The 23,344-nt window shown below is 63.7% G+C and carries 26 protein-coding genes; 17 read left to right on the top strand and 9 right to left on the bottom strand.

Features of this window, described 5'->3' with window-relative positions; genetic code table 11:
* Positions 1 to 72: 72 nt before the first annotated feature.
* From AC07UH_RS16735 to AC07UH_RS16750, 4 genes are all read right to left on the bottom strand, one after another.
* The gene (locus AC07UH_RS16735) at positions 73 to 1,497 is read right to left on the bottom strand and encodes a restriction endonuclease subunit S (protein WP_495181325.1); all 1,425 of its coding nucleotides are present in this window, start codon (positions 1,495 to 1,497) and stop codon (positions 73 to 75) included.
* A 69-nt stretch (positions 1,498 to 1,566) separates the two neighbouring features.
* Positions 1,567 to 2,973: a class I SAM-dependent DNA methyltransferase gene (locus AC07UH_RS16740; protein ID WP_495181324.1), complete on the bottom strand. Its 1,407-nt coding sequence runs from the start codon at positions 2,971 to 2,973 to the stop codon at positions 1,567 to 1,569.
* Between the two features lie 85 nt (positions 2,974 to 3,058).
* Complete coding sequence (locus tag AC07UH_RS16745; protein WP_495181323.1) at positions 3,059 to 3,385, bottom strand: HigA family addiction module antitoxin; 327 nt, start codon at positions 3,383 to 3,385, stop codon at positions 3,059 to 3,061.
* 217 nt (positions 3,386 to 3,602) lie between these two features.
* Positions 3,603 to 4,784, bottom strand: a complete 1,182-nt coding sequence (locus AC07UH_RS16750) for a Fic family protein (RefSeq protein ID WP_495181322.1) — start codon at positions 4,782 to 4,784, stop codon at positions 3,603 to 3,605.
* 99 nt (positions 4,785 to 4,883) lie between these two features.
* Between AC07UH_RS16750 and AC07UH_RS16755 the strand changes: the two genes are divergently transcribed.
* The 4 genes from AC07UH_RS16755 (at position 4,884) to AC07UH_RS16770 (ending at position 9,889) form a co-directional block, all read left to right on the top strand.
* On the top strand, positions 4,884 to 5,474 hold the full coding sequence (locus tag AC07UH_RS16755) for a hypothetical protein (RefSeq protein ID WP_495181321.1): 591 nt from the start codon (positions 4,884 to 4,886) through the stop codon (positions 5,472 to 5,474).
* Positions 5,474 to 6,784 (top strand): hypothetical protein, encoded by a 1,311-nt coding sequence (locus tag AC07UH_RS16760; protein WP_495181320.1) that lies wholly within the window; start codon positions 5,474 to 5,476, stop codon positions 6,782 to 6,784. Before AC07UH_RS16755 ends, AC07UH_RS16760 begins: the two co-directional genes overlap by 1 nt.
* A 493-nt stretch (positions 6,785 to 7,277) precedes the next feature.
* A complete protein-coding gene (locus AC07UH_RS16765) occupies positions 7,278 to 9,326 on the top strand; it encodes a ParB/RepB/Spo0J family partition protein (RefSeq protein ID WP_495181319.1) in 2,049 nt (682 codons plus the stop codon).
* Positions 9,327 to 9,472: 146 nt separating this feature from the next.
* Positions 9,473 to 9,889 carry a hypothetical protein gene (locus tag AC07UH_RS16770; RefSeq protein WP_495181318.1) on the top strand — a complete coding sequence of 139 codons (417 nt, stop codon included), beginning with the start codon at positions 9,473 to 9,475 and terminating at the stop codon, positions 9,887 to 9,889.
* A gap of 31 nt (positions 9,890 to 9,920) precedes the next feature.
* Here the strand turns inward: AC07UH_RS16770 and AC07UH_RS16775 are convergent, their stop codons facing one another.
* Complete coding sequence (locus AC07UH_RS16775; protein ID WP_495181317.1) at positions 9,921 to 10,535, bottom strand: LysE family translocator; 615 nt, start codon at positions 10,533 to 10,535, stop codon at positions 9,921 to 9,923.
* An 893-nt stretch (positions 10,536 to 11,428) separates the two neighbouring features.
* On the opposite strand from AC07UH_RS16775, the gene AC07UH_RS16780 reads away from it, so the two are divergent.
* Positions 11,429 to 11,746: a DUF736 domain-containing protein gene (locus AC07UH_RS16780; protein WP_393992795.1), complete on the top strand. Its 318-nt coding sequence runs from the start codon at positions 11,429 to 11,431 to the stop codon at positions 11,744 to 11,746.
* Positions 11,747 to 11,831: 85 nt separating this feature from the next.
* Here AC07UH_RS16780 and AC07UH_RS16785 read toward each other — a convergent pair whose 3' ends face one another.
* On the bottom strand, positions 11,832 to 12,737 hold the full coding sequence (locus AC07UH_RS16785) for a LysR substrate-binding domain-containing protein (protein WP_495181316.1): 906 nt from the start codon (positions 12,735 to 12,737) through the stop codon (positions 11,832 to 11,834).
* A gap of 72 nt (positions 12,738 to 12,809) precedes the next feature.
* The gene (locus tag AC07UH_RS16790; RefSeq protein ID WP_495181315.1) at positions 12,810 to 14,027 is read right to left on the bottom strand and encodes an MFS transporter; all 1,218 of its coding nucleotides are present in this window, start codon (positions 14,025 to 14,027) and stop codon (positions 12,810 to 12,812) included.
* A 200-nt stretch (positions 14,028 to 14,227) separates the two neighbouring features.
* Here AC07UH_RS16790 and AC07UH_RS16795 point away from each other — a divergent pair, with 200 nt between their 5' ends.
* Positions 14,228 to 15,175: a LysR family transcriptional regulator gene (locus AC07UH_RS16795; RefSeq protein WP_495181314.1), complete on the top strand. Its 948-nt coding sequence runs from the start codon at positions 14,228 to 14,230 to the stop codon at positions 15,173 to 15,175.
* On the opposite strand, the gene AC07UH_RS16800 is transcribed toward AC07UH_RS16795, so the two are convergent.
* Together AC07UH_RS16800 and AC07UH_RS16805 are read right to left on the bottom strand one after the other, a co-directional pair.
* The gene (locus tag AC07UH_RS16800; protein ID WP_495189932.1) at positions 15,136 to 15,501 is read right to left on the bottom strand and encodes a nuclear transport factor 2 family protein; all 366 of its coding nucleotides are present in this window, start codon (positions 15,499 to 15,501) and stop codon (positions 15,136 to 15,138) included. The genes AC07UH_RS16795 and AC07UH_RS16800 overlap by 40 nt on opposite strands.
* A gap of 37 nt (positions 15,502 to 15,538) precedes the next feature.
* On the bottom strand, positions 15,539 to 16,561 hold the full coding sequence (locus AC07UH_RS16805) for a zinc-binding alcohol dehydrogenase family protein (protein WP_495181312.1): 1,023 nt from the start codon (positions 16,559 to 16,561) through the stop codon (positions 15,539 to 15,541).
* Between the two features lie 108 nt (positions 16,562 to 16,669).
* Between AC07UH_RS16805 and AC07UH_RS16810 the strand changes: the two genes are divergently transcribed.
* The 11 genes from AC07UH_RS16810 to AC07UH_RS16860 all read left to right on the top strand — a co-directional run bounded on the left by AC07UH_RS16810 (position 16,670) and on the right by AC07UH_RS16860 (position 23,258).
* On the top strand, positions 16,670 to 17,062 hold the full coding sequence (locus tag AC07UH_RS16810; RefSeq protein WP_495181311.1) for a winged helix-turn-helix transcriptional regulator: 393 nt from the start codon (positions 16,670 to 16,672) through the stop codon (positions 17,060 to 17,062).
* A 341-nt stretch (positions 17,063 to 17,403) separates the two neighbouring features.
* Entirely contained in the window at positions 17,404 to 18,246 is an 843-nt protein-coding gene (locus tag AC07UH_RS16815; protein WP_495181310.1) for a DUF932 domain-containing protein, read from the top strand.
* A 298-nt stretch (positions 18,247 to 18,544) separates the two neighbouring features.
* The gene (locus AC07UH_RS16820) at positions 18,545 to 18,799 is read left to right on the top strand and encodes a transcriptional regulator domain-containing protein (protein ID WP_495181309.1); all 255 of its coding nucleotides are present in this window, start codon (positions 18,545 to 18,547) and stop codon (positions 18,797 to 18,799) included.
* A 46-nt stretch (positions 18,800 to 18,845) separates the two neighbouring features.
* Positions 18,846 to 19,337 carry a DUF2285 domain-containing protein gene (locus tag AC07UH_RS16825; RefSeq protein WP_495181308.1) on the top strand — a complete coding sequence of 164 codons (492 nt, stop codon included), beginning with the start codon at positions 18,846 to 18,848 and terminating at the stop codon, positions 19,335 to 19,337.
* A 191-nt stretch (positions 19,338 to 19,528) separates the two neighbouring features.
* Complete coding sequence (locus tag AC07UH_RS16830; RefSeq protein WP_156629778.1) at positions 19,529 to 19,798, top strand: helix-turn-helix transcriptional regulator; 270 nt, start codon at positions 19,529 to 19,531, stop codon at positions 19,796 to 19,798.
* Positions 19,799 to 20,893, top strand: a complete 1,095-nt coding sequence (locus AC07UH_RS16835; protein WP_495181307.1) for a replication initiator protein A — start codon at positions 19,799 to 19,801, stop codon at positions 20,891 to 20,893.
* A complete protein-coding gene (gene parA / locus AC07UH_RS16840) occupies positions 20,890 to 21,543 on the top strand; it encodes a ParA family partition ATPase (RefSeq protein WP_495181306.1) in 654 nt (217 codons plus the stop codon). The genes AC07UH_RS16835 and parA overlap by 4 nt, the downstream gene beginning before the upstream one ends.
* Entirely contained in the window at positions 21,540 to 21,794 is a 255-nt protein-coding gene (locus AC07UH_RS16845) for a hypothetical protein (RefSeq protein ID WP_495181305.1), read from the top strand. Before parA ends, AC07UH_RS16845 begins: the two co-directional genes overlap by 4 nt.
* Positions 21,791 to 22,312, top strand: coding sequence for a DUF2840 domain-containing protein (locus AC07UH_RS16850; RefSeq protein ID WP_495181304.1), 522 nt, complete (start codon positions 21,791 to 21,793; stop codon positions 22,310 to 22,312). The genes AC07UH_RS16845 and AC07UH_RS16850 overlap by 4 nt, the downstream gene beginning before the upstream one ends.
* Positions 22,309 to 22,854 (top strand): S26 family signal peptidase, encoded by a 546-nt coding sequence (locus AC07UH_RS16855; protein ID WP_495181303.1) that lies wholly within the window; start codon positions 22,309 to 22,311, stop codon positions 22,852 to 22,854. The genes AC07UH_RS16850 and AC07UH_RS16855 overlap by 4 nt, the downstream gene beginning before the upstream one ends.
* Before the next feature lie 68 nt (positions 22,855 to 22,922).
* Positions 22,923 to 23,258, top strand: coding sequence for a DUF736 domain-containing protein (locus AC07UH_RS16860; protein ID WP_495181333.1), 336 nt, complete (start codon positions 22,923 to 22,925; stop codon positions 23,256 to 23,258).
* Positions 23,259 to 23,344: the final 86 nt, after the last annotated feature.

Raw genomic sequence — 23,344 nt, forward strand, 5'->3', positions numbered from 1 at the left:
TTGCCGCCAACTTCCTCTCAGGCGTGGCGCTCGCAACAGCTCTCGCGTTCTGGCTGTGAATGAGTCTGAGCCCTAGTCGCTCGGCACCTGCTGGCGCACCGCCTCGAACGACAGTCCCTCTTTCGGCCACTTTTTCAACATTTCGGTGAGCGTATTCACGTCAGACCCTCCCTCGATTGGCCGGTTCCGCCGGCGTGGGGTGCGCGCCGGTCGCTCAATCGCCCCGGATTCTAAAAGCAATGGTGCCCTACCTGGAACAGGCGGCACAAGGCGACCGGAAAAGGCCTTGCGCATAGCGGAGGCCCACGCGGCGTTCGTCTCTGCGATTGAGGAAAGAACGTGTGCCTGAACCCCATCCGTCCAGCGCGTCTGATCCTCGTAGTACTTTAGCGCGGCTCGAGCATCGTCCACGCTGGGCAGACGGATTGGAAGACCACTCAGCTTGGTCTTGCTGATTGAAGCGAGATTTGTTGTCTGCGTGGCTTCCGAGAGGAAGTAATCGCGTCCGAGTTCGTTGGCGTAGAGAGAGAGGAATTCTGATGGAAACGCCGGATCATTCAGCCGAATGCGAAAAACGTGATTTTGGTGGAGACATTGAGCTACTTCACCCCGCCACACCCAGCCGCGACCCAACTTGTCGCGATCGCCGCCCTCGTTCATGAGCACGTCGCCATCGGCAAGTTGATACTTGTTGGCGTCCGCAGGGGGCACAAGAATGTCTTTCACGTCCTCTAGGTCCAGCCACCCTCGCTGAACGTTCGCGACGCGCAGATACGGTCGTGACACAAGATTGGCCCCGCCGTACCGCTTGCCTAGCGTCAGGCCGCTCTGGATGTCCGCAATATCTCCCAGCGTCACGTACTGTGCTGAGCGCGTCTCGTCCCAACTCCCTGACAGCGCCCGGATCAGCACGGCGCGCTTGTAGGCGTCGAGGAGGTTTAGCACTGACTCCAGTTGCATACGCGCGGAGTCCAGCGAGTGCTTTATCGCGGTTAGCCGCTTAGCGATCACCTGTTGTTCCGCGAGCGGCGGCAGAGCCACCTCGAAACTCAAGAGAGCAGCCAACTGAAGGCTTTCTACCGTCGTGCCGGGCTTCAGCGCGTGAGCCAGAACCGCCGGTTCCAGGTACATCAACTGATGCTGAAGGAACTCCGCATCTACGTCCGCAACGGGGGTGAGCGCCTTCAAGTCCTGATTGATGACAACCGGGACCGTGGTCAGGCCGATGGGAAGCGTACGCGCGAGGATACCGCTACGCGTGACCAGAAGGATCGAACCAGTCGGAACCACGTCCAGACCGGTTTCGGTGATGGCACGCTCGGTTACCATATCAGTTGCAGACTCGATCACCGCCTGCTTCATGTCCTTGGGCGAAACCCAGGGCATGACGCCAGCCGACCAATAGGCGATGTGCGACTTGGAGGGCGTACCGCCTCCGCGCCACGCGCCAACATTCTTAAGCGGTGCGCGCGTCCAGTGGGCAGGTGCCGAGTTCATCGGGCGCCCCCACTAACCCATGTAGAATCACCACGGGATTTCCTGTCCGTCGGAATTGGGGCCACGATCCTAGTCCGCATCCGACACCTGGTCGAGTTCTGCGGTGACGTTCTCAACATCTGCGAGGGCCGATTTCAACGTCTGAACTAGCGCAGCTAAGATCTCTTCAGGCTCCCTCTCATCGAGTTCATCCTTGCGGCCTTCGGTTAGCCAGCGCAAATCTAAATTGTCATTACGTTTTGCGATTTCCTCTCGACTGTATTCCCGAAAGCGAGGATCAGCGGTGCGGTCGCGCGGGCTGCGCCCCAGTGGATCGGGTCCGTAAAGTCGAATGAAATCCGCGAACACCTCGTTGGTGAGATTTCGGCCCTTGCGGAACCGCTGCATATTCGTGCGTAGATCATAGACCCACATCCGCTGCGTCGCGGGCTCGCCTGTGCGTGGCCGTGAGAAGAACAATACGCTCGTCTTGACGTCAGCGGCGTAGAAGATGCCGCTGGGCAAGCGCAGCAACGTATGGACGTCACACGTCTCCATAAGATGCGTACGCACGCGTCGGCCCACTCCCTCTTCGAAGAGCACATTGTCCGGCATTACTACCGCAGCCCGACCACCAGGCTTTAGCGCCAGATAAATATGCTGCAGAAAGAGCAATTGCTTGTTGGAGGTTGGGAAAGGCAGGTCACTCCGACGAGCGCGTGCTCCACCGGCACTGCTACCGAACGGCGGATTCGCAATTATGACGTCTGGTGCATTCAGTGTGACGACATCTTCTGTTAGCGCATCACCATGGATGAACTCGCCTTTCATGCCATGCAGGAACATGTTCATCAGGCATAGGCGATAAGTGTCACCTTCGATCTCGACCGCCTGATAGCGCGGCGGCTTCTTCTTGTGCGCAGCAGCAGTATGTCTGCCGGCGATATATTCCTGCGTAGAGATCAAGAATCCTGCTGTCCCCGCCGCTGGATCTTGAATCGTCTCTCCTAGGCTCGGCTGCAGCACGCTCACCATGGCATCAACTAGCGGACGCGGCGTGAAGTACTGGCCGGCACCTGAGCGCGCTTCTGCCACGCTCCGTTGCAGCAGACTTTCGTATACCGCGCCCAGGCCGTCGCTTTTCGCCTCATGCCAGTCGATCGCGTTAATTCCGTCAACAACCTTACGTAGATTTTCCTCATGATTGAAGACGGTAGTAGGAAACCGGAAGATTTCGCGCACGGTATAATCCGGCGCATCCTCACCCAAGATGGTCAGCATCTTTCGATAGCCGCCAAGCATACTGCCGTTGGGCTGCGACGTCAGGTCGGTCCACCGACACCCATCCGGCAACAAATCCTCGCGGCCGGTCTCCTCGGCAATCTTCAAGAATAAAAGATATGTGAGTTCGGAGAGAAATTTGTGAAAAACGATGCCGTCATCACGGAGGACGTGACAAAGAGACCAAATACGCTTAGATACAATTGGGATAGACATGCCTTGGTCTTTCAGATCAACTTACACAGTTTAATAAAAAACATTGCTTCTCTAAGACCGTAACGCTGCGGAAGTTGGATTCTCATTAAGCAGGATTCGCTTGCGCCTGCCGATTTTTCACTCTGAAGGGGAGAACATTGATCTCTCCTTCTTTTTTTCTTGTTTCAGCAATGTCGAAGCTGTTCTGCATCCCCATCAGACTATCCATAGATATGCCGAAAGCTTTCTCGATCCGCAGCGCCATTTCAGGAGAAAGATGCGCGCGACCGTTGAGCAGTTTCGACAAGGCTGGCCGTGTCACACCGAGCGCAGACGCTGCCTCCGTCACCGACAATCCATGGGCCTCAATGACTTCACTTTTAACGAAACCACCGGGATGCTCTGGCGTGTCTGCTTTGAACCTAGCCACCATTCCGATAGGCCCTCCCAGTGATCGAATTGTCGACTTAGAGTGCGTATCCCGTAAAGTCACAGGATACAAGAGCTTGTTCGAGCGTCGTTCGCATACCCTAAAACCAGCCCCGGCGCTCATGCTTGACACGCTCGATTGCTTGGGGGCGCTGTCCCTGGCGCGGCGCAAAGGATCGCTGACGCTCCTCCGGGCCGGATCGGCAGATATTGGGTTGCCCTCACACCGCAGTGGGGAGCGGGTCGGTGCCCTCGCTCAGGATGGCGAGATATCCCCGGTAACTGAACACGCGGCCACGCTTGCGGCCCGTGACTTCCTCGACGATGCCGAACCGCTCCAGATCGGCGAGTGCCGCGTTGACCGTGGGCGCCGACAGGCCCGTTCGGTGAACAAGCTGGTTCGCCGTCAGGTAGGGATTCTGCTGAAACAGATCGTGGATGCGCAGCGCCGATCCGGCCCGGTCGCTCTTCAGCGTGATGTGCTCGCGGTCCTGCTTGAACAGCTCGACGATTCGGGTGGCGGCATCGAACGCCTGATTGGCGGTATCCGCGACGCCCGTGAGGAAGAAGTCGAGCCAAGCTTCCCACGCGCCATGCTCGCGCACTTCCTGAAGCAGACGGTAATAGTCGGCGCGATGGGTTTTGAGATAGAGGCTCAGATAGAGCAGCGGCTTGCGCAGTACGCCGTTGACGCAGAGATACAGCGTGACCAGCAGGCGGCCGATCCTGCCGTTACCGTCGAGGAACGGGTGGATGGTCTCGAATTGAACATGCAACAGGCCGGCCTTGATGAGGGCCGGCAGACGCGAGCCCTCCTCGTGCATGAAACGCTCCAGCGCATCGAGGCAGGCATCCATCTCGGTTGGCGGCGGCGGGACGAAGAGCGCGTTGCCGGGGCGGGTGCCGCCGATCCAGTTCTGCGAGCGCCGGAATTCGCCGGGGCTTTTCGTGCCGCCGCGCCCGCTTTGCAGCAGGCGCGCGTGCATCTCGCGGATCAGGCGCAGCGATAACGGCAGGTCTTCCAGACGCTCCAGCCCATACATCATGGCATCGACGTAGTTCGAGACTTCGCGGATGTCGTCGATCGGCTGACCGTCCTGTGCCTCGGTCTCGAAGCGGAGCAGGTCCGAAAGGGTGGATTGCGTGCCCTCGATCTGGGACGAAAGAACGGCTTCCTTTCGCACATACATATAGAGGAACAGTTCCTGTCGTGGCAGCAGCATGGTGATGCCATCCAAACGCCCCAGGGCGCGCTCGGCCAGACTCAGCCTTTCCAGCAGAGCAAGCACGTCGATCGACGGCTCCGGCGGCAAGGGCGGCGGAATGAAGGCGCGCACCATCTCGCCTGCAACGGGCGTTTCAACGAAGCGGCCTAGCCGGAGATTGGGCGCGGGTTCGAACATGGCACGAGTATGGGACCATATCCTTATTTAAACAATTCCCCTTTGGCTTAAATAGGAAGGAAGCTAAGGTAAGCGCGCTTAAACAAGGGCGATAATACCATGATGGATCGATCGCACATCACGCTCACCGATCGAGAACAACCGGTGCTACTGGCTTGGCCGACGCCCGGCAATCCGGGAGGATTCCTTCGTTTCGAGAAAGCCGCTGATTGGCGGGACTTCGTCGAGAGTCTTGGCGTCGATGAGCGGATTCCCGATATCGTCTGCGCGAAGTTCGCACGCGCGCAAACGCTCTATCTGTTGGGCTGGGTGGATTTCAGCGTGGTGAAAGCCGGCGAACTCGCCGCCCTGATCGCGCTGGAACTGGCGGTGATGGATCGCTACGGCGGGCGCATCTCAAAGTCGAAGCGCAGTTTCGCGGCGCTCCTAAAGTTTATGGTCGGCTCGGATGGGCTGACCGATGCGCAGATCCCGATGGTTACGCGCTGCGGCGGAACCGTCATCGGTCAGTTAACGGGCGACACCCGCCCAACTCTCGCCGAGCGTCGGAACACGCTGGCACACGGCGACCCTTTCGAGGGCTTGCCCACAGGCGGCCTCCTCGAACTGGTGAGAGACCTCATCAATTTCGCCTACCGCGACTACATCGCCGAAGCGCCGGTGCTGGACTCTAGGGCGGGGCCGCGCTGATGGCAGCCAGTCCGTCGATGATCGCTGCGGTCGAAGCCCTCTGGCGTATTCCGCGACCAGGCCCGGACAACCTTCTGGCGGCTCCGAGCTTCGTCGCGCTGAGTGAAGCGTGCCAAGCGGTACATGGCGGCGGCAAACCGGTATTTGCCCTGAGTACGGCGCTGCGCTCGCTGGGGCTGCCGTGCCATCTTCCAGCAAACAGTGCTGGCCTAAGCCTCGACCCGGTGATCGCGGCCAACGCAATCGACGAGACATACAGGCGCAAGACGACCCTGCGGCGGCATCTCTGCCCTCTGGATTTGGCCGACGAACTGCCGGTCATGAGCTTCGGCAACGCGCGTGTCGCCCGGTTCAGCGCCGACGAGTTGACAGACCTGTTCGACGCGCAGCGTCTTGCCCGGAACTTTCACAACCAACCCTTCGAGGCTAGCCGGCTGGCACAATTTCACTGGCTGGTTGTCGAAGAGGAGATCGAACTCGATCCCAGTGTGCGCACCTCCCTGTTCGGGCACATGACCTTCGACCGAGATTTCGGCGAGATCGATCCCCACCTCGGTCGTTTCCCGCCGGCCGTCGAAGCGGCGCTGTTCTTCCTGCTTCTGGCTCCTTGGGAGAGGTGGTCGACGATGCAGGAAGTCGACTGGCGGGGCTTTCGCGTTCCCTGGATTCACACCGTGGACGACGATCTTTTCGTTCGGCCATCGCCGCCGCCGAGCGCGGACAGTCTCACCCTCGAACCTTGGATCGTCCAAGACCACTGGGGCGAAGACGTCGAGCTTGAACGACCGACCGCCCTGCGGCTTGATGACGAAGCCCAGTCGGAACTGGCCCTGTTCACGGATAGTGCGTGGCGGCAGCTCGAAATTGCTCGGGCGTCCGCTCTCTTTGAGACGCCGATCGCGCACTTTCTCGTTCGTGGTTTCCTGGCAGATGGCATGGATGAGGTCATGGCGCACATGACCGCGATCGAGGCCGGCGTCGGCCTTGAGATGGACCACAAGAAGGGGCTTCGTCCCAAGCCCGATCCGCACAAGAAGGTATCCTCGGCGACGGAACGGGTCGCGGCGCGCGTGGCCGCAGTAATGAAAGACGGCGCAAGTGTGCAGGCGTACAAAGACCTTTTCGACCTGCGCAGCACTTTCGTTCACGGTCGCGCTGGACTCCAAAAGGTTTCGACCACGCAGCGTGTCATGGCGCGCAGTTTGGCGCAGAGCGTCGCACGCGGCCTCGTCGATGTCGCCTTACAAGATCCGCGACCGCGTGCAGACGCGCTGAACGACCTCCTCGATCACGGCGTGCAATATCTGTAGTTGAACGCGCAGGTCTATCTCCGCCGCCGCCTTTTCCTTGATCCAGTATCTGTGTCCTGACGGAGAAAGCCTTCCCCTGCGGTCGAGCCACTGTCTCGCCCAACCCCTTCTGCGGGGACACCCCGCAACGCCCCGAGGCGATACGGCGATCAGGGTCTCATGAGTTTCGGCATCGAAGGCCTCGCACCCTGATCCAGCTTTCGTGCCCGGCTCCCGCTGACGCTCACGCCGGGCGGGTTGCTTGGGGGCGCCGCCCCCTGGCGCGGTCAAGGGTAGAGCGCCGGCGAGCCGGCGCCGTCCGGGGTGGTCTCCCCGACCTTCCGCGCGGATGCGATGCCCAGCACATCTGTCATGACGGACATCCGCTTGTGCAGGCCGGGTGATCCCCCTCCACCCCGGCCGCCCTGGCCCTTGCACCCCCCGGTCTCGCCGACGGGCAGGGTTTCAGCGCGGCGCTTCGCTGCGCGAAACCCAAGCCCATAGGAGAAAGACCATGACGACCCCTGCCAATGAGACGACCGCCACACCCGTTGCCGTGACTGGAACGGAGGTGTTCATCCCGCTCAACAAGCTCAAGAAGCATCCGAACAACGCCCGCAAGACGCCGCACAGCGAAGCGTCCATCGAGGCGAAGGCGGCGAGCATCCACGCCAAGGGCATCCTGCAGAACCTCGTGGTGGAGCCGGAGCTTGACGCCGAGGGGATCGCGACCGGCTTCTATCTCGTCAGCATCGGTGAAGGCCGCAGGCTGGCGCAGTTGCTGCGCGTGAAGCGCAAGCAGATCAAGAAGACCGAATCCATCCGCTGCGTCATCGACACCGTGAACGACGCCAGCGAAATCAGTCTGGACGAGAACGTCACCCGCGAAGACCTCTCGCCCGCCGACCAGTTCGAGCGCTTCCGCGAGTTGGCCGAAACGCGCGGTTGGGGCGCGGAGGAAATTGCCGCCCGCTTCGGGGTGACGCCGCATGTCGTGCGCCAGCGGATGCGCCTCGGTGCTGTCAGCCCCAAGCTAATGCAAGTCTATCGCGATGGTGAATTGACGTTGGAGCAGTTGATGGCCTTCGCCATCGTGGACGATCCGGCCCGGCAGGAGCAGGTTTACGATAATCTGTCGTGGAACAAGGACCCCTCGACCATCCGCCGCGACCTGACCCGGATGCACATCGCGGCGACAGATCGGCGGGCGGTGTTCGTCGGCGCGGAGGCCTACACCGAAGCGGGCGGCGTGATCTTGCGCGACCTGTTCACCGAGGATCGCGGCGGCTTCTATGAGGACGCCGCCTTGCTCGACCGGCTTGTCATCGAGAACCTGCACGAAATCGCGGAGAGCGTGAAGGCCGGGGAAGGCTGGAAATGGGCTTCGGTCCATATCGACTACCCGCACGGCAACGGTCTGCGCCGCACCTATCCGCATCCGGTGGCCTTGTCGGAGGAAGACGAGGCCGCCTATGCCGCCGCGCAGGGCGAATATGACGCGCTGACTGAGCAGTATGACAGTTCCGAGGAACTGCCCGAGGACGTGGACCAGCGCTTCGGGGAGTTGGAAGCCGAGATCGAGCGGATCGACGCCCTGCGTCACGCCTATGATGCCGACGAGATCGCGCGTGGCGGTGTGTTCGTCATTCTTTCCCATGATGGGGAGACCCGTATCGAGCGCGGCTTCATCCGGGCCGAGGACGAGAAGCCGGAACCCGAAGAGGATGCGGACGGCGAAGGCGGCAGCGTGGTGGACGGCGTTCGCGTCAACAGCGATGGCGAGATCATCGAAGACGGCGACCATGACGAGGACGGCAATGCCGTTTCCGCTCTCAAGAGCGAGGAGGAAGATACCGGGGATGCGGGCAAACCGCTGTCCGACCTTCTCATCCGCGACCTGACCTCGCACCGGACGCTGGGCCTTCGCCTTGCCTTGGGCGAGCAGCCGGACATGGCGCTGATCGCCGTCACCCATGCGCTGGCGGCGCAGACCTTCTATCGCGGGGTGGACGCCGCCTGCCTCGAAATCCGCCCGACGAGCAGCACCCTCGCGTCCCATGCGGACGGCATTGAGGACACGGCGGCGGGCAAGGCGCTGGCGGATCGTCATGGCGGATGGGCGGCGGACATGCCGCGCGACGTGGGCGACCTGTGGGGCTTCGTCGCCGGTTTGGACCACGCCAGCGTCATGGCGCTGTTCGCCCATTGCGCATCGTTGACCGTCAATGCGGTGAAGCAGCCTTGGGAGCGCAAGCCCAACGCCCACGCGACGGCGGACAGACTGGCGACGGCGGTGGCGCTTGACATGACGGCGCACTGGACGCCCACGGTGCGGACCTATCTGGGTCGCATCACCAAGGCGCATATCCTCTCCGCCGTGCGCGAGGCCGTCAGCGACGCGGCGGCGGAGCGGATCGCGGGCTTGAAGAAAACCGAGATGGCGGAGGCTGCCGAGCAGCTTCTGGCCGGAATCGGCTGGCTGCCCGCCGCCCTGCGGACGGGGCGGCCCGCGTGGCTGGACGACCGCCAAGATGGTGAGGCCTTCCAGATTGCAGCAGAGTGAAGACCGGGCCGGGATCGCATCAGCGATCCCGGCCTTCCTCCCATCCCACACCGCCAAAAATTCCGGTCGCGCGGTGTTCACCGCGCGACCGGCTGACCTCGACTGTCCGATGACGGCGACCGTCATCGGCGCTATGGAGAACCGTCATGATCGCCGTGATGTTGATGAGCGTGGCGCTGATCGCAGGACTGTGCGTCCTAGCCTATACGCTCGCCGTCTATGCGTTGCCCTTCATGCTGGCCGTCGAAGCCGCGCGCTTCGCCTACGCCACCGGCTCCGGCCTGATCGGCTCGGGCCTCGTTGGCCTCGTCGCCGGACCCGCCGCCTATGGCCTGCTGGTGTTCGCCTTCGCCTCGCTGCGCTCGCCGGTGCTGCGCCTGATCGTGGCGCTCATCTTCGCCGCGCCCGCTGCCGTCGCGGGCTATGCCCTCGTTCACGGCGTTACAGGTGAGGCCGTGCCGTCCGAGGTCTGGCGGCAGATCTTCTGTATCATTGGTGGCACGCTCGTCGGTGTGTCGGCATTGGTGCGGTTGGGCGCGCCTGTTCCCACAGCTAACGGATAAGCCGACCGTGGAATCGACTTGATCGAACCCATTATCGCGTAGCGACCACGGCCAGCCCCGCACCGACCATGACCCCGCCTGCCGTGCGATTGACCCGGCGGACAATCCGAGGACTGCGCAGGAGCTTGCGAGCGCGGCTGGCGAGCATCACATGGCCGCCGATGACCACAACCTCGACGGCCAGAATGACCGCTGCCAGCACACCAACATGGCCGAGGGTAAGAGACGCCCCGACCATGTTCGGCAGCAGGGCAATGTAGAACAGCGGCATTTTCGGATTGCCGAGGTTGAGGGCGATGCCGGTTGCGAAGACGGATAGCAGCCCACCCCGCCCGTTGACCGGCTGGAGTTCGGGCACGACCGGCTCCGCCGTCCAGAGCTTGATCCCCATCCAGATCAGATAGGCTGCGCCTACGTAGCGAAGGATCGTCATCACGACGCCCATCTCGGCGGCAAGGATCGAGAGACCGAAGGCGGCGAGCGTAAGGAAAATCAGGATGCCGACAACGGTTCCAGCGCCGTAGGCGATACCGGACGCCGCACCATTGGAGATCGTGCGAGCGACGATCGTCATGTTGTCGGGGCCAGGACTGGCGGCGAACACAAAGAAGGCCGCTGCAAACGCAAGTAAGGTTGAGAAGTCCATGAAACCCCCGACAGCTATGATTGCTCACGGGAGAGAAGAATACCTGATTTGCAATTGCCCGGTAGCCGCAAGGTCAAGAATTTTCTGGCGAGGTCGATCGGCGCGTTCCCAGAAAGCGACACCCAACAGGCACAAAGAGGCGTTCCGGAGATGAGATGGTGGGCGTTGCCCTGCGGGCCACGCTTTCGGCTGCGCCGGAACCACGCCAAGGGCGCGTTTCCGCCATTCGGCTTCAATCGCTAACGCGAAGAGCGGCAGTCGCTGGCCTTTCCGCTGGTGAAGCCCAGCTCGGGTGAGCAAGGGCATGAGATGTCTGCTCACAGCGATGGCGGCAAGGCCAAGACAGCGGTCTCTCCGTTCTCGGCCTCGATACCTTCGGCTAGGTTACGGCGCGGAATCTTGGATCGTCCGCTGGCGAGAACAGTCACGTTGCTGCGGCGGGTGTCATCTCCGGCCTGCCAACGCCGGCGCTGCGAAGAAAGGCGATCGGGGATAGGCCGCGTCCGCCCGTGTACGATGGACGGGCCTTGCCGTCGAAGGTCAGGGAAGGTTGACGCGACCGGGGGTTCGTCATCGTTTTTCACGTCTGGCGCGGAGGCCGGCCGCCACCAGTGCCGTATTCCCTAGATTTCCCTTCAGCCACGCCCACGGCGTCCTCGACTGGATTGGGTCTGACCGAAGACCGGCTGCGCCTCGCTCGTCTTCCCGCAACGTGCGTCGCCAGCTTTTTTCCGCCGCGCGCGAGCGCGCTTTGCATCGCGAAGCAAAAAAGCCGTCGCCGTCCGCCGTCCACTGCGTTCCCGCCCTGACGGGTGCGGGGCCGAGCGTCCCCGGTCGCACGACCACCATCGAGGCCGCGATAGGCGCGGCCCGAAGGAAAAAGGAACACGACAATGGCGACCATCGGCACCTTCACCAAGAACGAGAACGGCGCGGGCTTCACCGGCGCGGTCAAGACCCTGACCCTCAACGTCAAGGCCAAGTTCGTCCCCACGGAAGGCGACAGCGAGCGCGGCCCCGACTTCCGTATCTTCGCAGGCGCCACGGAATTCGGCGCGGCCTGGAAGAAGACGGCCCGCGAGACGCAACGCGAATATCTCTCCGTCAAGCTGGACGATCCGAGCTTCCCCGCACCGATCTACGCCAGCCTGGTCGAGGGCGAGGACGGCGAAGGCCACAATCTCATCTGGTCCCGCCGCAACGGCGATTGAGACCGGACACCTCCCGAAGCCCCGCTCACCCGAGCGGGGCTTCGTCATGGTCATTGCCGTCACCGCCTGTCAGGGAACACGGCAGTCAGGATGTACGGATTTCAGACGGATGCGCCGATCGGATCATCGCATCGGCGAGGTCCAGCAGGTTCTTGAGCGCGGGACTACGATTGTGCGGCGACCACACCGCGCTGAACCGGGCCGGTTCCGGCTCGTCGGCGAGCGTCCGGAAGACGACGCCAGGAAAGGGCAAATGACTGGCCGAGGCGGTCGTGAGGGTGATCCCTTCGCCGATGGCGACCATGTGCATCAACGTATCCCGCCCGACATCGCAGCGGCGGATGCGCGCCGCCTGTCCCGACTCCGAGACGCGGCGAACGACCTGATCCTGGAGCTGCGGCCCCGCGCCATCATGACGAACGAGGAAGAGTTCCGCCGAGAGATCGGGCCAGGCGACCGGTTGGTCGGAGGCGAGCGGATGGTCCAGGGGCAAGGCGATCATGAACGGCTCTTCCCAAAGCCGTCGGGAGTGACAGTCACGCGGATCGACCACGCCGAGCACGAAGGCCACGTCGAGTTTGCCCTCGCGGACCATTGCGATCGTTTCCGACGACCGACCTTCGACGACGCTCTGCTCGATGGCGGGGTAGACCGAGCGGTATCGTCGGCGGAGATCGGCGAGGAAGCCGCCCGCGATGGAGGAGTGCAGGCCGATGGCCAGCCGGCCCTCCGTGCCGCTGGAGATCGCGCCGGCCGTTTGCACGGCCAGATCGATATGGCCGATACCGGTCGCCACTTCGGCCACGAAACGCTGCCCGGCTTCGGTCAACCGCACGCCGCGATGCCGACGTTCGAACAGAAGGATACCCAGCGTCTCTTCCAGCGCCTTGATCCGCGCGCTGACACACGACTGACTGACGCCGAGTGAGTTCGCTGCGTGGCGGAAGTTGAGATACTCGGCAACCGCCAGCACCTGACGAAGCGCGGTCATGGGAATGCGTCCCGCTGCGATCCCAGCGTCCTGCGAGATATGCCGACTCTTTCGCATTCGCGACCGGTCCCGTTAGGACGAGCACGATGGCGCTGATTTAGGGATCGCGCCGCCCCGGACCTCACGCTTGTCGAGATGGCCACTCCAGAGGGTCAGCAGCAGGCCGACGCCGACCATGATCGCGCCAACCCACGGCGTCGCGCCCAGCCCGAGGCTAGAATCGGCGACTGCCCCGCCGATGAACGCGCCGAGCGCGATCCCCGCGTTGGCGGCCGACACATTGATGGTGGAGGCGATATCGACGCTTCCGGGCTGATGGCGCATGGCGAGTTGCACGACATAGAGCGCCAGACCGGGGACATTGCAGAACATCAGCGCCCCGAGGACCGCCAGCGTCACGATCGTGCCGGGCATGGACGTGGCGGTGAAGGTGAAGATCAGAAGCACGGCCGCCTGCGCCGCGAACATCACAGCGAGCGTCGGCACAACAGCCTTGTCCGATACCCGTCCGCCGAGGAAGTTGCCGACGATCACCGACACCCCATAGAGCGCCAGCATCCAGGCCACGCCGTTCGGCGTGAAACCAGTGATCTGCCCCAGAATGCTGGGGAGGTAGGCGAAAGCGACGAAGGTGCCACCCCAGGCACAGAAGTTCATGCCGAACGCAATGAGCAGGCGTCCGCTGCCCAGCACCTTGATCTGGTCGACGAGGCTTCCGGTCGGTGCGATGTCGATCTTGCGGGGCAAGGTCGCCGCCATCGCGACCAGCGACACGAGGCCTACGCCGGCGACGAACCAATAGGACATCGGCCAGCCCAGACGCTGACCGATGAAAGTCGCGAGGGGCACCCCGGCCGCGACGGCGATCGTCAGGCCCGCGAACACGATCGCCACCGCCGAGGCCCGCCGGTCCTCCGCGACGAAGCTCGCGGCGATCGCTGCCCCGACGCCGAAGAAGATGCCGTGCGGCAAGGCGGAGACGATGCGCGCGAGGATCAGCACCTCATAGCTGGTACTCAGCGCCGCTGCCGCATTGGCGACGACGAACAAAGCCATGATCGCCAGCATCAGCGTCTTGCGCGACAGTTGGCCCGTCAGCGCCGCGAGGACCGGCGAGCCGAAACTGACCCCAAGCGCATAGCCGCTGACCACCAGCCCCGCCCGCGCCAGATTGATCCCGAAGTCACCGGCAATGTCGGGGAGAACGCCGGCGCTGGCATATTCCGTGGTGCCGATGGCGAAGGCGCCGACCATCATCGATAGCAAGGCGGGTAGCCGGGTCGTGCTCATTCCCAAAAAGAAGCTCCTTCGTCTATAGAACTGCCACCGGCGTTTGTCGCGACATCGGCGAACTGTTTGTCTCTGCTGTTCGATGTTGGCGGCATGCTTCAAACAGCTTCGACAACACTGTAATCGCTTCGCATTATGGTGATAATCCACTATACAGGAACGACAGTGCTGAATTGAATTCGCGAGTGGAGGCAGCGGTCGTGAACAATCGGGCCGGAGAGATGGAGGTCTTCGTCGAGGCCGTGGACCGGGGCAGCTTTGCCGCTGCCAGTCGCGTCCTCGGTCTATCGCCATCGGCCGTCAGCAAGGTCATCGGACGCATCGAGGCGCGTCTGGGGACGGGCCTGCTGATCCGCTCGACCCGCTCGCTCCACCTTACCCAGGAAGGCGAGATCTATCTGCGCCGCGCCCGCAACGTGCTGGCCGAGATCGACGACACCGAACGGACGATCGCTTCGGGGGCCTGCTCGACCCCGCGCGGCCTGTTGCGGGTCAACGCCTCGATACCGATCGCCCATTGCGCGGTGACGCCGCTGCTGCCGGCGTTTATGGCCCGATATCCCGAGATCGAAGTCGACCTGTCGCTCAGCGACGGAATGGTCGATCTGATCGAGAACAAGACCGATGTCGCGATCCGGGTCGGGCCAATGCAGGACTCCAGTCTGAAGGCCCGCAAGCTGCTCGAAAGCCGCAATGTCGTGGTCGCAGCCCCGGCTTATCTCGCGGAGAGCCCTCCGCTGGAAACGCCGGCCGATCTGCCATCGCACCGCTGCATCGCCTTCAACTTCCGCCGGGCCATGGACGAATGGCCGTTCCGACATCCCGGCGATGGCACGATGACCTATGCCGCACCGAAGGGCCGCATCCGCGTCAACAATGGCGAAACGGTCCGCCAGCTTGCCAACGCCGGCATGGGGCTTGCCCGCATGGCCCGGTTCCACGTCCAGTCTGACATCGAGGCCGGGCGATTGGTGCCCGTGCTGGAGGCATTCAATCCGGGAGACACCGACGTCATGAGCGCCGTCTATGTGGGGCACGACCACCTGGCGGCGCGTATCCGGGCCTTCGTCGATTTCCTGGCGGAGCATATGTCTGCGGGCCAGGGCGATCATACGCCGACGTTGATCGACGCGGTATCCGCGATCTGACGGAAAGTCGTGATCGTGCCGTCGTGAACCGTCCAGATATGCGCGAAATCAGCCTCCGTTTCCGTGCCCGACCATCCTCGCACTCGATAAAAGCCGGTGACGACGACGACCTCCCCATCGCAAATGAATTGGGTCGGGCACGTTTCGTAGGATGCGAAGTTTGCCTTCACAGACGGGAAGAACCGATCCACCACGTTGCCTCGACCGTGATAGACGCCCCCTGACGGAAAGCTCTCCAGCACCCGCCATTCGATCTCCTCCGCCAGAAGGGCCGGATCGCCCGTCCGATACCAGTCCTGCACGGTTTCGAGAGCAGTTCGATCCATGATGTTCTCCTGAGACATGCCGACATCTCCGTAAGTGTCAGGCGTCGAACCCTTCGAGGACGACCTTGCCCATGGCACGTCCGCTCTCGACGAAAGCGTGCGCGCGTTTCAGGTTTGTGGCGTTGATCGCACCAAAGCTCTCGGTGCGTGTGGTGCGGATCGCACCAGAGTCGACCAGACGAGCGACCTCCGCGAGAAGCTGGCCCTGCGCAGCGATGTCGGCGGTTTCGAACATCGAGCGCGTGAACATGAACTCCCAATGCGTGGAGACGCTCTTTCGCTTGAAGGGATTGATGTCCAAGACCGCCGGATCGTCGATCAGCGCGAAGCGGCCCTGCGGGGCGATCAGATCAACGATGTCGGCGAGGTGCGCATCGGTCTTCGTCGTCGAGAACACGAAGGCCGGTGGCGCGTCGAGCGAAAGCGCCTCGACCCCACTGGCGAGCGATGCCGAATGATCCACAATGAAATGTGCGCCGAGCGCGCGGACCCACTCCGTCGTCTCCGGTCGGGAGGCCGTAGCGATGACGGTCAGATTGGTCAGGGCGCGCGCGATCTGGATCGCCATCGAGCCTACGCCGCCGGCTCCACCGACGATCAGTAGCGCGGGAGCGGCTCCGGGCACGGTCTTCTTCACGTCCAGCCTGTCGAATAGCACTTCCCAGGCCGTGATGGCCGTCAGCGGCAAGGCAGCGGCGTCGGCAAAGCCGAGGCTCGCCGGCTTGAGGGAAACGATCCGCTCATCCACGAGGTGATATTCCGCATTCGTGCCCGGTTGCCCGAGCGCCCCGGCATAATAGACTTCGTCTCCCGGCGAGAAGCCTTCGACATCTTCGCCCACCGCCACCACCACACCGGCGGCGTCCCAGCCTAGCACTTTCCACTCGCCCTCGACCGGAGCCATGCCCTGACGCACCTTCGTGTCGACTGGATTGACGGAAACGGCCTTCACCTCGACGAGGAGGTTCCGTCCGCTTGCGCGCGGCGTCTCCAGGTCGATGTCGACGAGCGCGTCTTCGCGATCAATTGCGCCCGCAGCGCGATACCCGACAGCTTTCATATCTAGTCTCCTGTGCTTCAAGCGTGTTGTCGGGGAAGAGATTATATGTTGTGTTACATGTCGCAAGAACGCACATAAAAAGCATATAGTGTCGAAAAGGATACTGTCGTGGGACGTAGCCGTCATTTGAGCATGGACTGTGGGCCGGGCTGTCCTGTGGAAGGCGCGCTCGAACTGATCGACGGCAAATGGAAGGGCGTCGTTCTCTTCCATCTGTTGAGCGGGACGATGCGCTTCAACGAACTCCGCAGGCAGTTGCAGAACTGCACGCAGCGGATGCTGACCAACCAATTGCGTGAGCTGGAGGCGGACGGGTTGGTGCATCGGAAAATCTATCCCGAGGTTCCGCCGAAGGTCGAATACAGCCTGACGCCGCGCGGTCGGACGCTTGAACCCGTGATCCTGGCTTTGAAGAGATGGGGCGAGGAGAACGTCCTGACGACGTCATCGGCAGAAACGGTGCAAAGCTTGAAGGTGGCAGAAGCAAACACGACGGCTTGACAGTCCGTGACGTTCATCGACCGATCCTGAAAGAGATCAGGATGGACGGTTTTCAGGTTCTACGGCCTTGCACATCCCGATCGGATTTCCATGCCCGGCGCCCGCTGACGCTCATGCCGGGCGGGTCTGGCTAGGGGCGCTGCCCCCGCGCGGCGCAAGGGATCGCTGACGCTCGTCCGGGCCGGTGTCCCCGGCCTTCCTCCACGTCGTTCCTCCGTTCCGTGCAGGCCGGGTGATCCCCCTCCGGCCCGGCCGCCCTTGCACCTTGCTACCCCGGTCTCGGCGACGGCCAGGGTTGCAGCGCAGCGCTGCGCTCCAACCCAGACCCACGGAGACAGAAAATGTATCACCAACTCGCCACCCGGTTCGGCCGCAACAGCCACCAGATCAGCGGGCGCGAAGCCCTCGACAACGAAGCCCTCTACCGCCACGTCCCGTCCGTGTTCGCCCGCGAGGCGCATGACAGCCGGTCGGACCGCTATGTGTACGTCCCCACCATCGAGATCGTGGAGGGGCTGCGGAAGGAAGGATGGTTTCCGTTCTTCGCCGTGCAGTCCGTGCCGCGCGACGGAAGCCGTCACGGACACGCCAAACACATGCTGCGCCTGCGCCGGGATGACGGCATCGGCAAGCCCGAGGCGGCGGAAGTCATCATCGTCAACAGCCATGACGGGACGTCGGCCTACCAGATGTTCGCCGGGATGCTGCGGTTCGTCTGCACCAACAGCATGATCGCCGGCGAGCGCTTCGAGGAAGTCCGCGTGCCCCACAAGGGCGGCATACAGGATCAGATCATAGAAGGCGTCTATACGGTCGCGGAAGACTTCCCCCGCCTGATCGATGCGACCGAGACGATGAAGGAGACCCGCCTGTCGCAGGACGAACAGCGCGTATTGGCCGAGGCGAGCCTTGTCGCCCGCTATGGCGAGGACGAAAGCCCCGTCCGCCCGGATCAGATCATCGCCCCGCGCCGCCGCGAGGATGTCGGGCAAAGCCTGTGGAGCACGTTCAACGTCATTCAGGAGAACATGATACGCGGCGGGCTGGACGCTCGCCGCACCAATGCCGAGGGCCGCATTCGCCGCAGCCAGACCCGTGCCATCAATGGTATCGACCAGAATGTCGGGCTGAACCGCGCGCTCTGGACGCTGGCGGAGGGGATGCAGCGCCTGAAACACGGATGATCGTGGAGCCGTGCAGCCGGGTTTCCGGTTGCACGGCTTTCCGTGTCTGCGGCTGTCCGATTTTCCGCCGATCCGTGGACCCGGATCGGCGGCGCGGCCATGTTGTCCCACGGCCGCCGCTCGCCGGGCTGCGCCCGGCTCGCCAAAACACTGCTGCAATGTTAAGTAATGATTCACCAATATTGATCGCTTTGCGTGATCTACATATCCGGTAACGCTGACTTCAAAGCATATCCCAAGTTGTGGACACTTCGTCTTTCCAGCGCCGATCCCATGCTGGAAGAAAAGAGGTGACGCCATGCCAAGTTCTGATTGGCGCTCGCCGGCCGCCTATGGACATGCCCGAAGCATTCCTGCCGCCGGCTTCGCTTGGGAGTATCTCCGCCGCGACGACGAGTATCGCCGCGACTTCCATCGCCTGAAACGGACATCCCGTCACGATACCGAGGCGCAGACCGCGTTCACGAACCGATGGGGGTTGCGATTTCGCGGCGGACCCGGACCAGCCCGCCGATCGCGCCACGCTCTTCTGGACGCCCGCGCTCCAGCCTGACGCCTTCCGGCTCCAGCCATCGAGCGATCCGCCCGACAACTTTGCCATGCCCATCGTGCTGCCGGGGCTTCCCGGCCTCGCGGCGCGATCGGCGGTCGATGGCGCCTGGCACGGCCTCTGGCGCGGATCGGGCGAGGAACATCGCTTCTGGCTCGCGAACGCTCCGCCCGAAGGTCCGACAGGCTTCGTCGTCATCCTGCCGCTCGACACCCTATTCGAGTTGCGCGCCGAAGCGGCGTTGCGCTTCTGGCTGGCGCTGGCCGGACGCCCGCCCGGAGACCGGCGGCACGACCTTCCGTCGCAGACCCGCGACCGGCACATCCTGATCCTGCGCGCGCTCGACGCGAAGCTGGCCGGCGCCAGCTATCGCGTCATCGCCGAGGCGCTGCTCGGCTTTCGCGGTCGGTCGAAGAACGATTGGGAAGTCAACCCGTTGAAGAACAAGACCCGCCGCCTCGTTGCCGACGGCTTGTTCTACATGCGCGGCGGTTACCGCGAACTGCTTCACTATCCCGTCCGCCTGCCACGTCGCCGCTGAAAAGCGGCGTGGCCTCGGTTTCAGCCGACATCTTCGGGGTGCCGGATTGTCACCCCTCTGATTCCGGCATCGGGTGCCGGAATCGCACCCCCCTGATTCCGGCACGCTGCAAGCCGCCGATCCTCCGCCACGGTTCGCCATAGCCCGCTGTCGCCGCCGACAGCCGCCGAACCCGACCCGGAGGCCTTACCATGATCGACCCAAAGACGGGGCTGCCGCCCCGATTCCTGCGCACGCCCGATGCGGCGCGTTTCCTCGGCATCTCGCTGCGGACGTTGGAGAAGCACCGCACCTATGGCACCGGCCCGACCTATCGCAAGATCGGCGGGCGCGTCGTCTATGCGCTGGACGACCTGCAAGCCTGGACGGCGGTCGCCGCCCGCAAATCCACTACCGACAAGGACGCCGACCGGGTTTTCCCGGCGCGTCCCCTGACGCCCGCCGAGCGGGGCGCACGCTGAATGTCCGGCGGTCCACCCCATGACGGCGGTCGCCGCGCGCAGCGCCTGATCGGCAGCGAGCGAGCGCGGCTCGATCCCTTCGTCGTCGCGACGGGCGATGCGTCACCCCGCGACCAACGCGACCTGATGGAGCGACCGTTCTTCTCGCTCGCCAAGGCCAAGCGGGTGACGCCGATCCTCTACGAATCCGGCGGCGTCCGCGTCGAGGTCTTCGCCATGCCCGAGCATGGCATGGCGACCATCTGGGACGCCGACGTGCTGATCTGGGCGGCCAGCCAGATCGTCGAGGCAGAGAACCATGGTCTGAAAACGTCGCGCTTCCTGCGCTTCACGCCCTACCAACTCCTGATGGCGATCGGACGGGGCACCGGCGCGCGCGAATACCGGCTGCTCAAGGGTGCGTTCGCCCGCCTGCAATCCACCGTCATCGCCACGACCATCCGCCACGGCGAGCGTTGGCGGCGGCATCAATTCTCCTGGATCAACGAATGGGAGGAAATGACCACCCATGACGACCGTGTCGAGGGCATGGAGTTCGTGCTGGCCGACTGGTTCTATCGCGGCGTCATCGACCGCTCGCTGGTCCTGACCATCGACCCCGATTATTTCCGGCTGACCGGCGGCATCGAACGCTGGCTCTACCGCGTCGCCCGCAAGCACGCCGGCCGTCAGGTCCATGGCTGGATCTTCGAGGTCGCCCACCTCCATGAGAAGTCCGGCAGCCTGGCGCGGCCGTCTGATTTCGCCCTCGACATCCGCCGTATCGTCGCCCGCCAGCCGCTGCCCGGATACCGCCTCGACATCTGGCGGGAGGGACGGCGCGAATTGCTGCAAATCCGGCCCTCCCGCTTGTCCACAGTGCCTGTGGACGAGGCTGTGGAAACGCTCGTGACTTCGGGCGCAAACGGTATCGGGACTTCGGGCGCAGGGCTATCGGGATTTCGGGCGCACGGACCGCAGTTAAACCTTTGGCCTGAAACGCGGAATCCGACCGCTAACTTAGAGTCTAATAAAGAATCTAACTCTTTTTCTTTGACGCGCGCGGGCGCGAGCCATGGTGCCGGTGCCGTCGGGCGATCGAGGCGCGTGCCATGATCGTCGCGCTGCTCAATCAAAAGGGCGGCGTCGGCAAGACGACGCTGGCCCTGCATCTCGCAGGGGAATTGGCGAGGACCGGCAGCCGCGTCACGCTGATCGACGCGGACCCGCAAGGCTCGGCGCTCGACTGGTCGCAGCAACGCGCCCGCGAGGGCTGCCCACGGCTGTTTGGCGTCGTCGGCCTGGCCCGCGACACCTTGCATCGGGAAGCGCCCGAGCTGGCGCGCGACGTCGATCACATCGTGATCGACGGACCGCCGCGCGTCGCCGGTCTGATGCGCTCGGCGCTGCTCGCGACCGACCTGGTCCTGATCCCGGTGCAGCCGTCGCCGTTCGACGGCTGGGCCTCGGCCGAGATGCTGGCGCTGCTCACCGAGGCGCGCATCTACCGGCCCGATCTCGCCGCGCGCTTCGTGCTGAACCGTTGTGGCGCGCGCACCGTTATCGCCCGTGAGACGGCCGAGACGCTGGCCGATCACGATCCGCCCTTGCTCGCCACCACCATCGGCCAGCGCGTCGTCTTCGCCGACGCCGCGCAGTCCGGCCGACTCGCATCGGAGATCGACGCGGACAGTCCGGCCGCGCGCGAGATCGCCGTGCTGGCCGCCGAGATCGGCCGCCTCAACATCGGAAGGATTGCCCGATGAGCGAGCGATCCCCGAAACGCGGCTTCGCGGCGCGTCCCGCCGATCCCGAGAGCTGGATCAAGGCCAGCGAACCGCCACCAGCCCGAGTGGGAGACGGTGCTGCGTTCACCGCGCGACTGACGATCGACATCACGCCGGAGCTGCGCGGCCGGATCAAGATCGTCGCCTTCCAGCGCGGCGTCACCGTCGCCGACATGCTGCGCGCGCTGCTCGCGCGCGAATTTCCACCCACCGCAGGAGACCCTTCATGACCGGCAACGCGGCTCCCCGCGTGCGCGGCGGCCCCGTGCCGTCAGCACTTCCCTCCGACAGCCTGACGCATGTCGAACTGATCCATATCGAGAAGAAGATCGAGCATTGGGTTCGCTTCGGCCGTCTCATGGAAGAAACCATCATCGACCGGCGGCGGCGCATCTTCGCGTTCCGGCCGGGCGCCATCTTCGCCTTCGTCCGCTGGGCCTCCAACGACTTCGGCACCATCATCTCGCGCATCGACATCGTGCGCGCGGTGGAGCTGGGAGAACCCTATCAGACGCTGCCCTTCGTGCGTCCCGGCGGCGAGATCCTGCTCAAGATCGACGGCTGGCCCAAGGTCGAACAGGTGCTCCGCCACATCGATGCGATCCAGGCGATCGGCATCGATCCAGAGGATGTTTCGCCCGATCACTGGCGTCACGTCCACAACCGTCTGACCGCCGGTCACGAACCGCGCGCCTACACCGCCGACCAGCACCGGGCGTTCCTCAAGCGTCGGAGCATCGCGCCATGACCCGCTTCGGCTACGTCATGGTGACGTATTTCTCGATCATGGGCGTCGCCATCGCGTCGTTCATTCCGACGCCGACGCGACTGGTCTGGAACGTCTCCGCCAGCGCGCCGATCGGCCTCTACGACATCGACCCGCCCGGCGATCTTGTCGTCACCGATCTGGTCGCGGTCGATCCGCCCGAACCGCTCGCCGACTTTATGGTGGAGCGCGGCTATATCGGCCGCGGCGTGCCGCTCCTGAAGCGCGTGATGGGGCTGCCGGGGCAGGAAGTCTGCCGGGTCCGTCGCACCGTTACGGTCGATGGCATCGAACTCGGCGCGGCGCTCGACCGCGACCGGGCGGGCCGCGACCTGCCGGTCTGGCAGGGCTGCCGCCGCATCGCCGGTGACGAGATATTCCTGATGAATGCCAATGTCCGCGACAGCCTGGACGGCCGTTATTTCGGCCCGATTCCGGTCAGCGCCGTCACCGGTCGCGCGACGCCGATCTACACCGACGAAGCCGGCGACGGCCGCTTCGTCTGGCGCGCCGCGACGCGCTGACCGCCGAGATCCCGGCGGGCATGGCGCTCGCCGGCTTTCACCCAACCCCCAGCATCGAGGAGTTTCCCATGCCGCAGATCGGCCAGTTTACCCGTGAGACGACGGGCTTCGTCGGGCGCTTCCATACGCTCACCCTCTACCGCGAACTCACCATCGTGCCGGCCGAGCCGTCCGATGCCGAGAACGCGCCGGACTATCGCATCCATCACGGCGCCGACGACGGACCGGAGATCGGCGCGGGCTGGAAACGCACCGGGGAGCGTGCCGGCGAGTACATCTCGCTGCTGATCGACGATCCGGCCTTGCCGCAACCGATCCGCGCCAACCTGTTCCGCGACGACGACGGCGGGGCCGCCTGGTCGCTGCACTGGACGCGCCCGGTCAAGCGCGGCGAGCGGGAGTGATCCCATGCACTATCCTTTTAGAATTGCGCGCCTGCTTTCCCGTCAAAGTCCCATCCCTTTGTTCGCGAACAGGCCGTCTCATCCCT

This window comes from Sphingomonas sp. GW821-FHT04B01 (assembly GCF_059420425.1).

Excerpts from the sequence above, each read along its gene's own strand:
- AC07UH_RS16735 (WP_495181325.1), bottom strand. The coding sequence starts at position 1,497 with ATGAACTCGGCACCTGCCCACTGGACGCGCGCACCGCTTAAGAATGTT.
- AC07UH_RS16740 (WP_495181324.1), bottom strand. The coding sequence starts at position 2,973 with ATGTCTATCCCAATTGTATCTAAGCGTATTTGGTCTCTTTGTCACGTC.
- AC07UH_RS16745 (WP_495181323.1), bottom strand. The coding sequence starts at position 3,385 with ATGGTGGCTAGGTTCAAAGCAGACACGCCAGAGCATCCCGGTGGTTTC.
- AC07UH_RS16750 (WP_495181322.1), bottom strand. The coding sequence starts at position 4,784 with ATGTTCGAACCCGCGCCCAATCTCCGGCTAGGCCGCTTCGTTGAAACG.
- AC07UH_RS16755 (WP_495181321.1), top strand. The coding sequence starts at position 4,884 with ATGATGGATCGATCGCACATCACGCTCACCGATCGAGAACAACCGGTG.
- AC07UH_RS16760 (WP_495181320.1), top strand. The coding sequence starts at position 5,474 with ATGGCAGCCAGTCCGTCGATGATCGCTGCGGTCGAAGCCCTCTGGCGT.
- AC07UH_RS16765 (WP_495181319.1), top strand. The coding sequence starts at position 7,278 with ATGACGACCCCTGCCAATGAGACGACCGCCACACCCGTTGCCGTGACT.
- AC07UH_RS16770 (WP_495181318.1), top strand. The coding sequence starts at position 9,473 with ATGATCGCCGTGATGTTGATGAGCGTGGCGCTGATCGCAGGACTGTGC.
- AC07UH_RS16775 (WP_495181317.1), bottom strand. The coding sequence starts at position 10,535 with ATGGACTTCTCAACCTTACTTGCGTTTGCAGCGGCCTTCTTTGTGTTC.
- AC07UH_RS16780 (WP_393992795.1), top strand. The coding sequence starts at position 11,429 with ATGGCGACCATCGGCACCTTCACCAAGAACGAGAACGGCGCGGGCTTC.
- AC07UH_RS16785 (WP_495181316.1), bottom strand. The coding sequence starts at position 12,737 with ATGACCGCGCTTCGTCAGGTGCTGGCGGTTGCCGAGTATCTCAACTTC.
- AC07UH_RS16790 (WP_495181315.1), bottom strand. The coding sequence starts at position 14,027 with ATGAGCACGACCCGGCTACCCGCCTTGCTATCGATGATGGTCGGCGCC.
- AC07UH_RS16800 (WP_495189932.1), bottom strand. The coding sequence starts at position 15,501 with ATGGATCGAACTGCTCTCGAAACCGTGCAGGACTGGTATCGGACGGGC.
- AC07UH_RS16805 (WP_495181312.1), bottom strand. The coding sequence starts at position 16,561 with ATGAAAGCTGTCGGGTATCGCGCTGCGGGCGCAATTGATCGCGAAGAC.
- AC07UH_RS16815 (WP_495181310.1), top strand. The coding sequence starts at position 17,404 with ATGTATCACCAACTCGCCACCCGGTTCGGCCGCAACAGCCACCAGATC.
- AC07UH_RS16820 (WP_495181309.1), top strand. The coding sequence starts at position 18,545 with ATGCCAAGTTCTGATTGGCGCTCGCCGGCCGCCTATGGACATGCCCGA.
- AC07UH_RS16825 (WP_495181308.1), top strand. The coding sequence starts at position 18,846 with ATGCCCATCGTGCTGCCGGGGCTTCCCGGCCTCGCGGCGCGATCGGCG.
- AC07UH_RS16830 (WP_156629778.1), top strand. The coding sequence starts at position 19,529 with ATGATCGACCCAAAGACGGGGCTGCCGCCCCGATTCCTGCGCACGCCC.
- AC07UH_RS16835 (WP_495181307.1), top strand. The coding sequence starts at position 19,799 with ATGTCCGGCGGTCCACCCCATGACGGCGGTCGCCGCGCGCAGCGCCTG.
- parA (WP_495181306.1), top strand. The coding sequence starts at position 20,890 with ATGATCGTCGCGCTGCTCAATCAAAAGGGCGGCGTCGGCAAGACGACG.
- AC07UH_RS16845 (WP_495181305.1), top strand. The coding sequence starts at position 21,540 with ATGAGCGAGCGATCCCCGAAACGCGGCTTCGCGGCGCGTCCCGCCGAT.
- AC07UH_RS16850 (WP_495181304.1), top strand. The coding sequence starts at position 21,791 with ATGACCGGCAACGCGGCTCCCCGCGTGCGCGGCGGCCCCGTGCCGTCA.
- AC07UH_RS16855 (WP_495181303.1), top strand. The coding sequence starts at position 22,309 with ATGACCCGCTTCGGCTACGTCATGGTGACGTATTTCTCGATCATGGGC.
- AC07UH_RS16860 (WP_495181333.1), top strand. The coding sequence starts at position 22,923 with ATGCCGCAGATCGGCCAGTTTACCCGTGAGACGACGGGCTTCGTCGGG.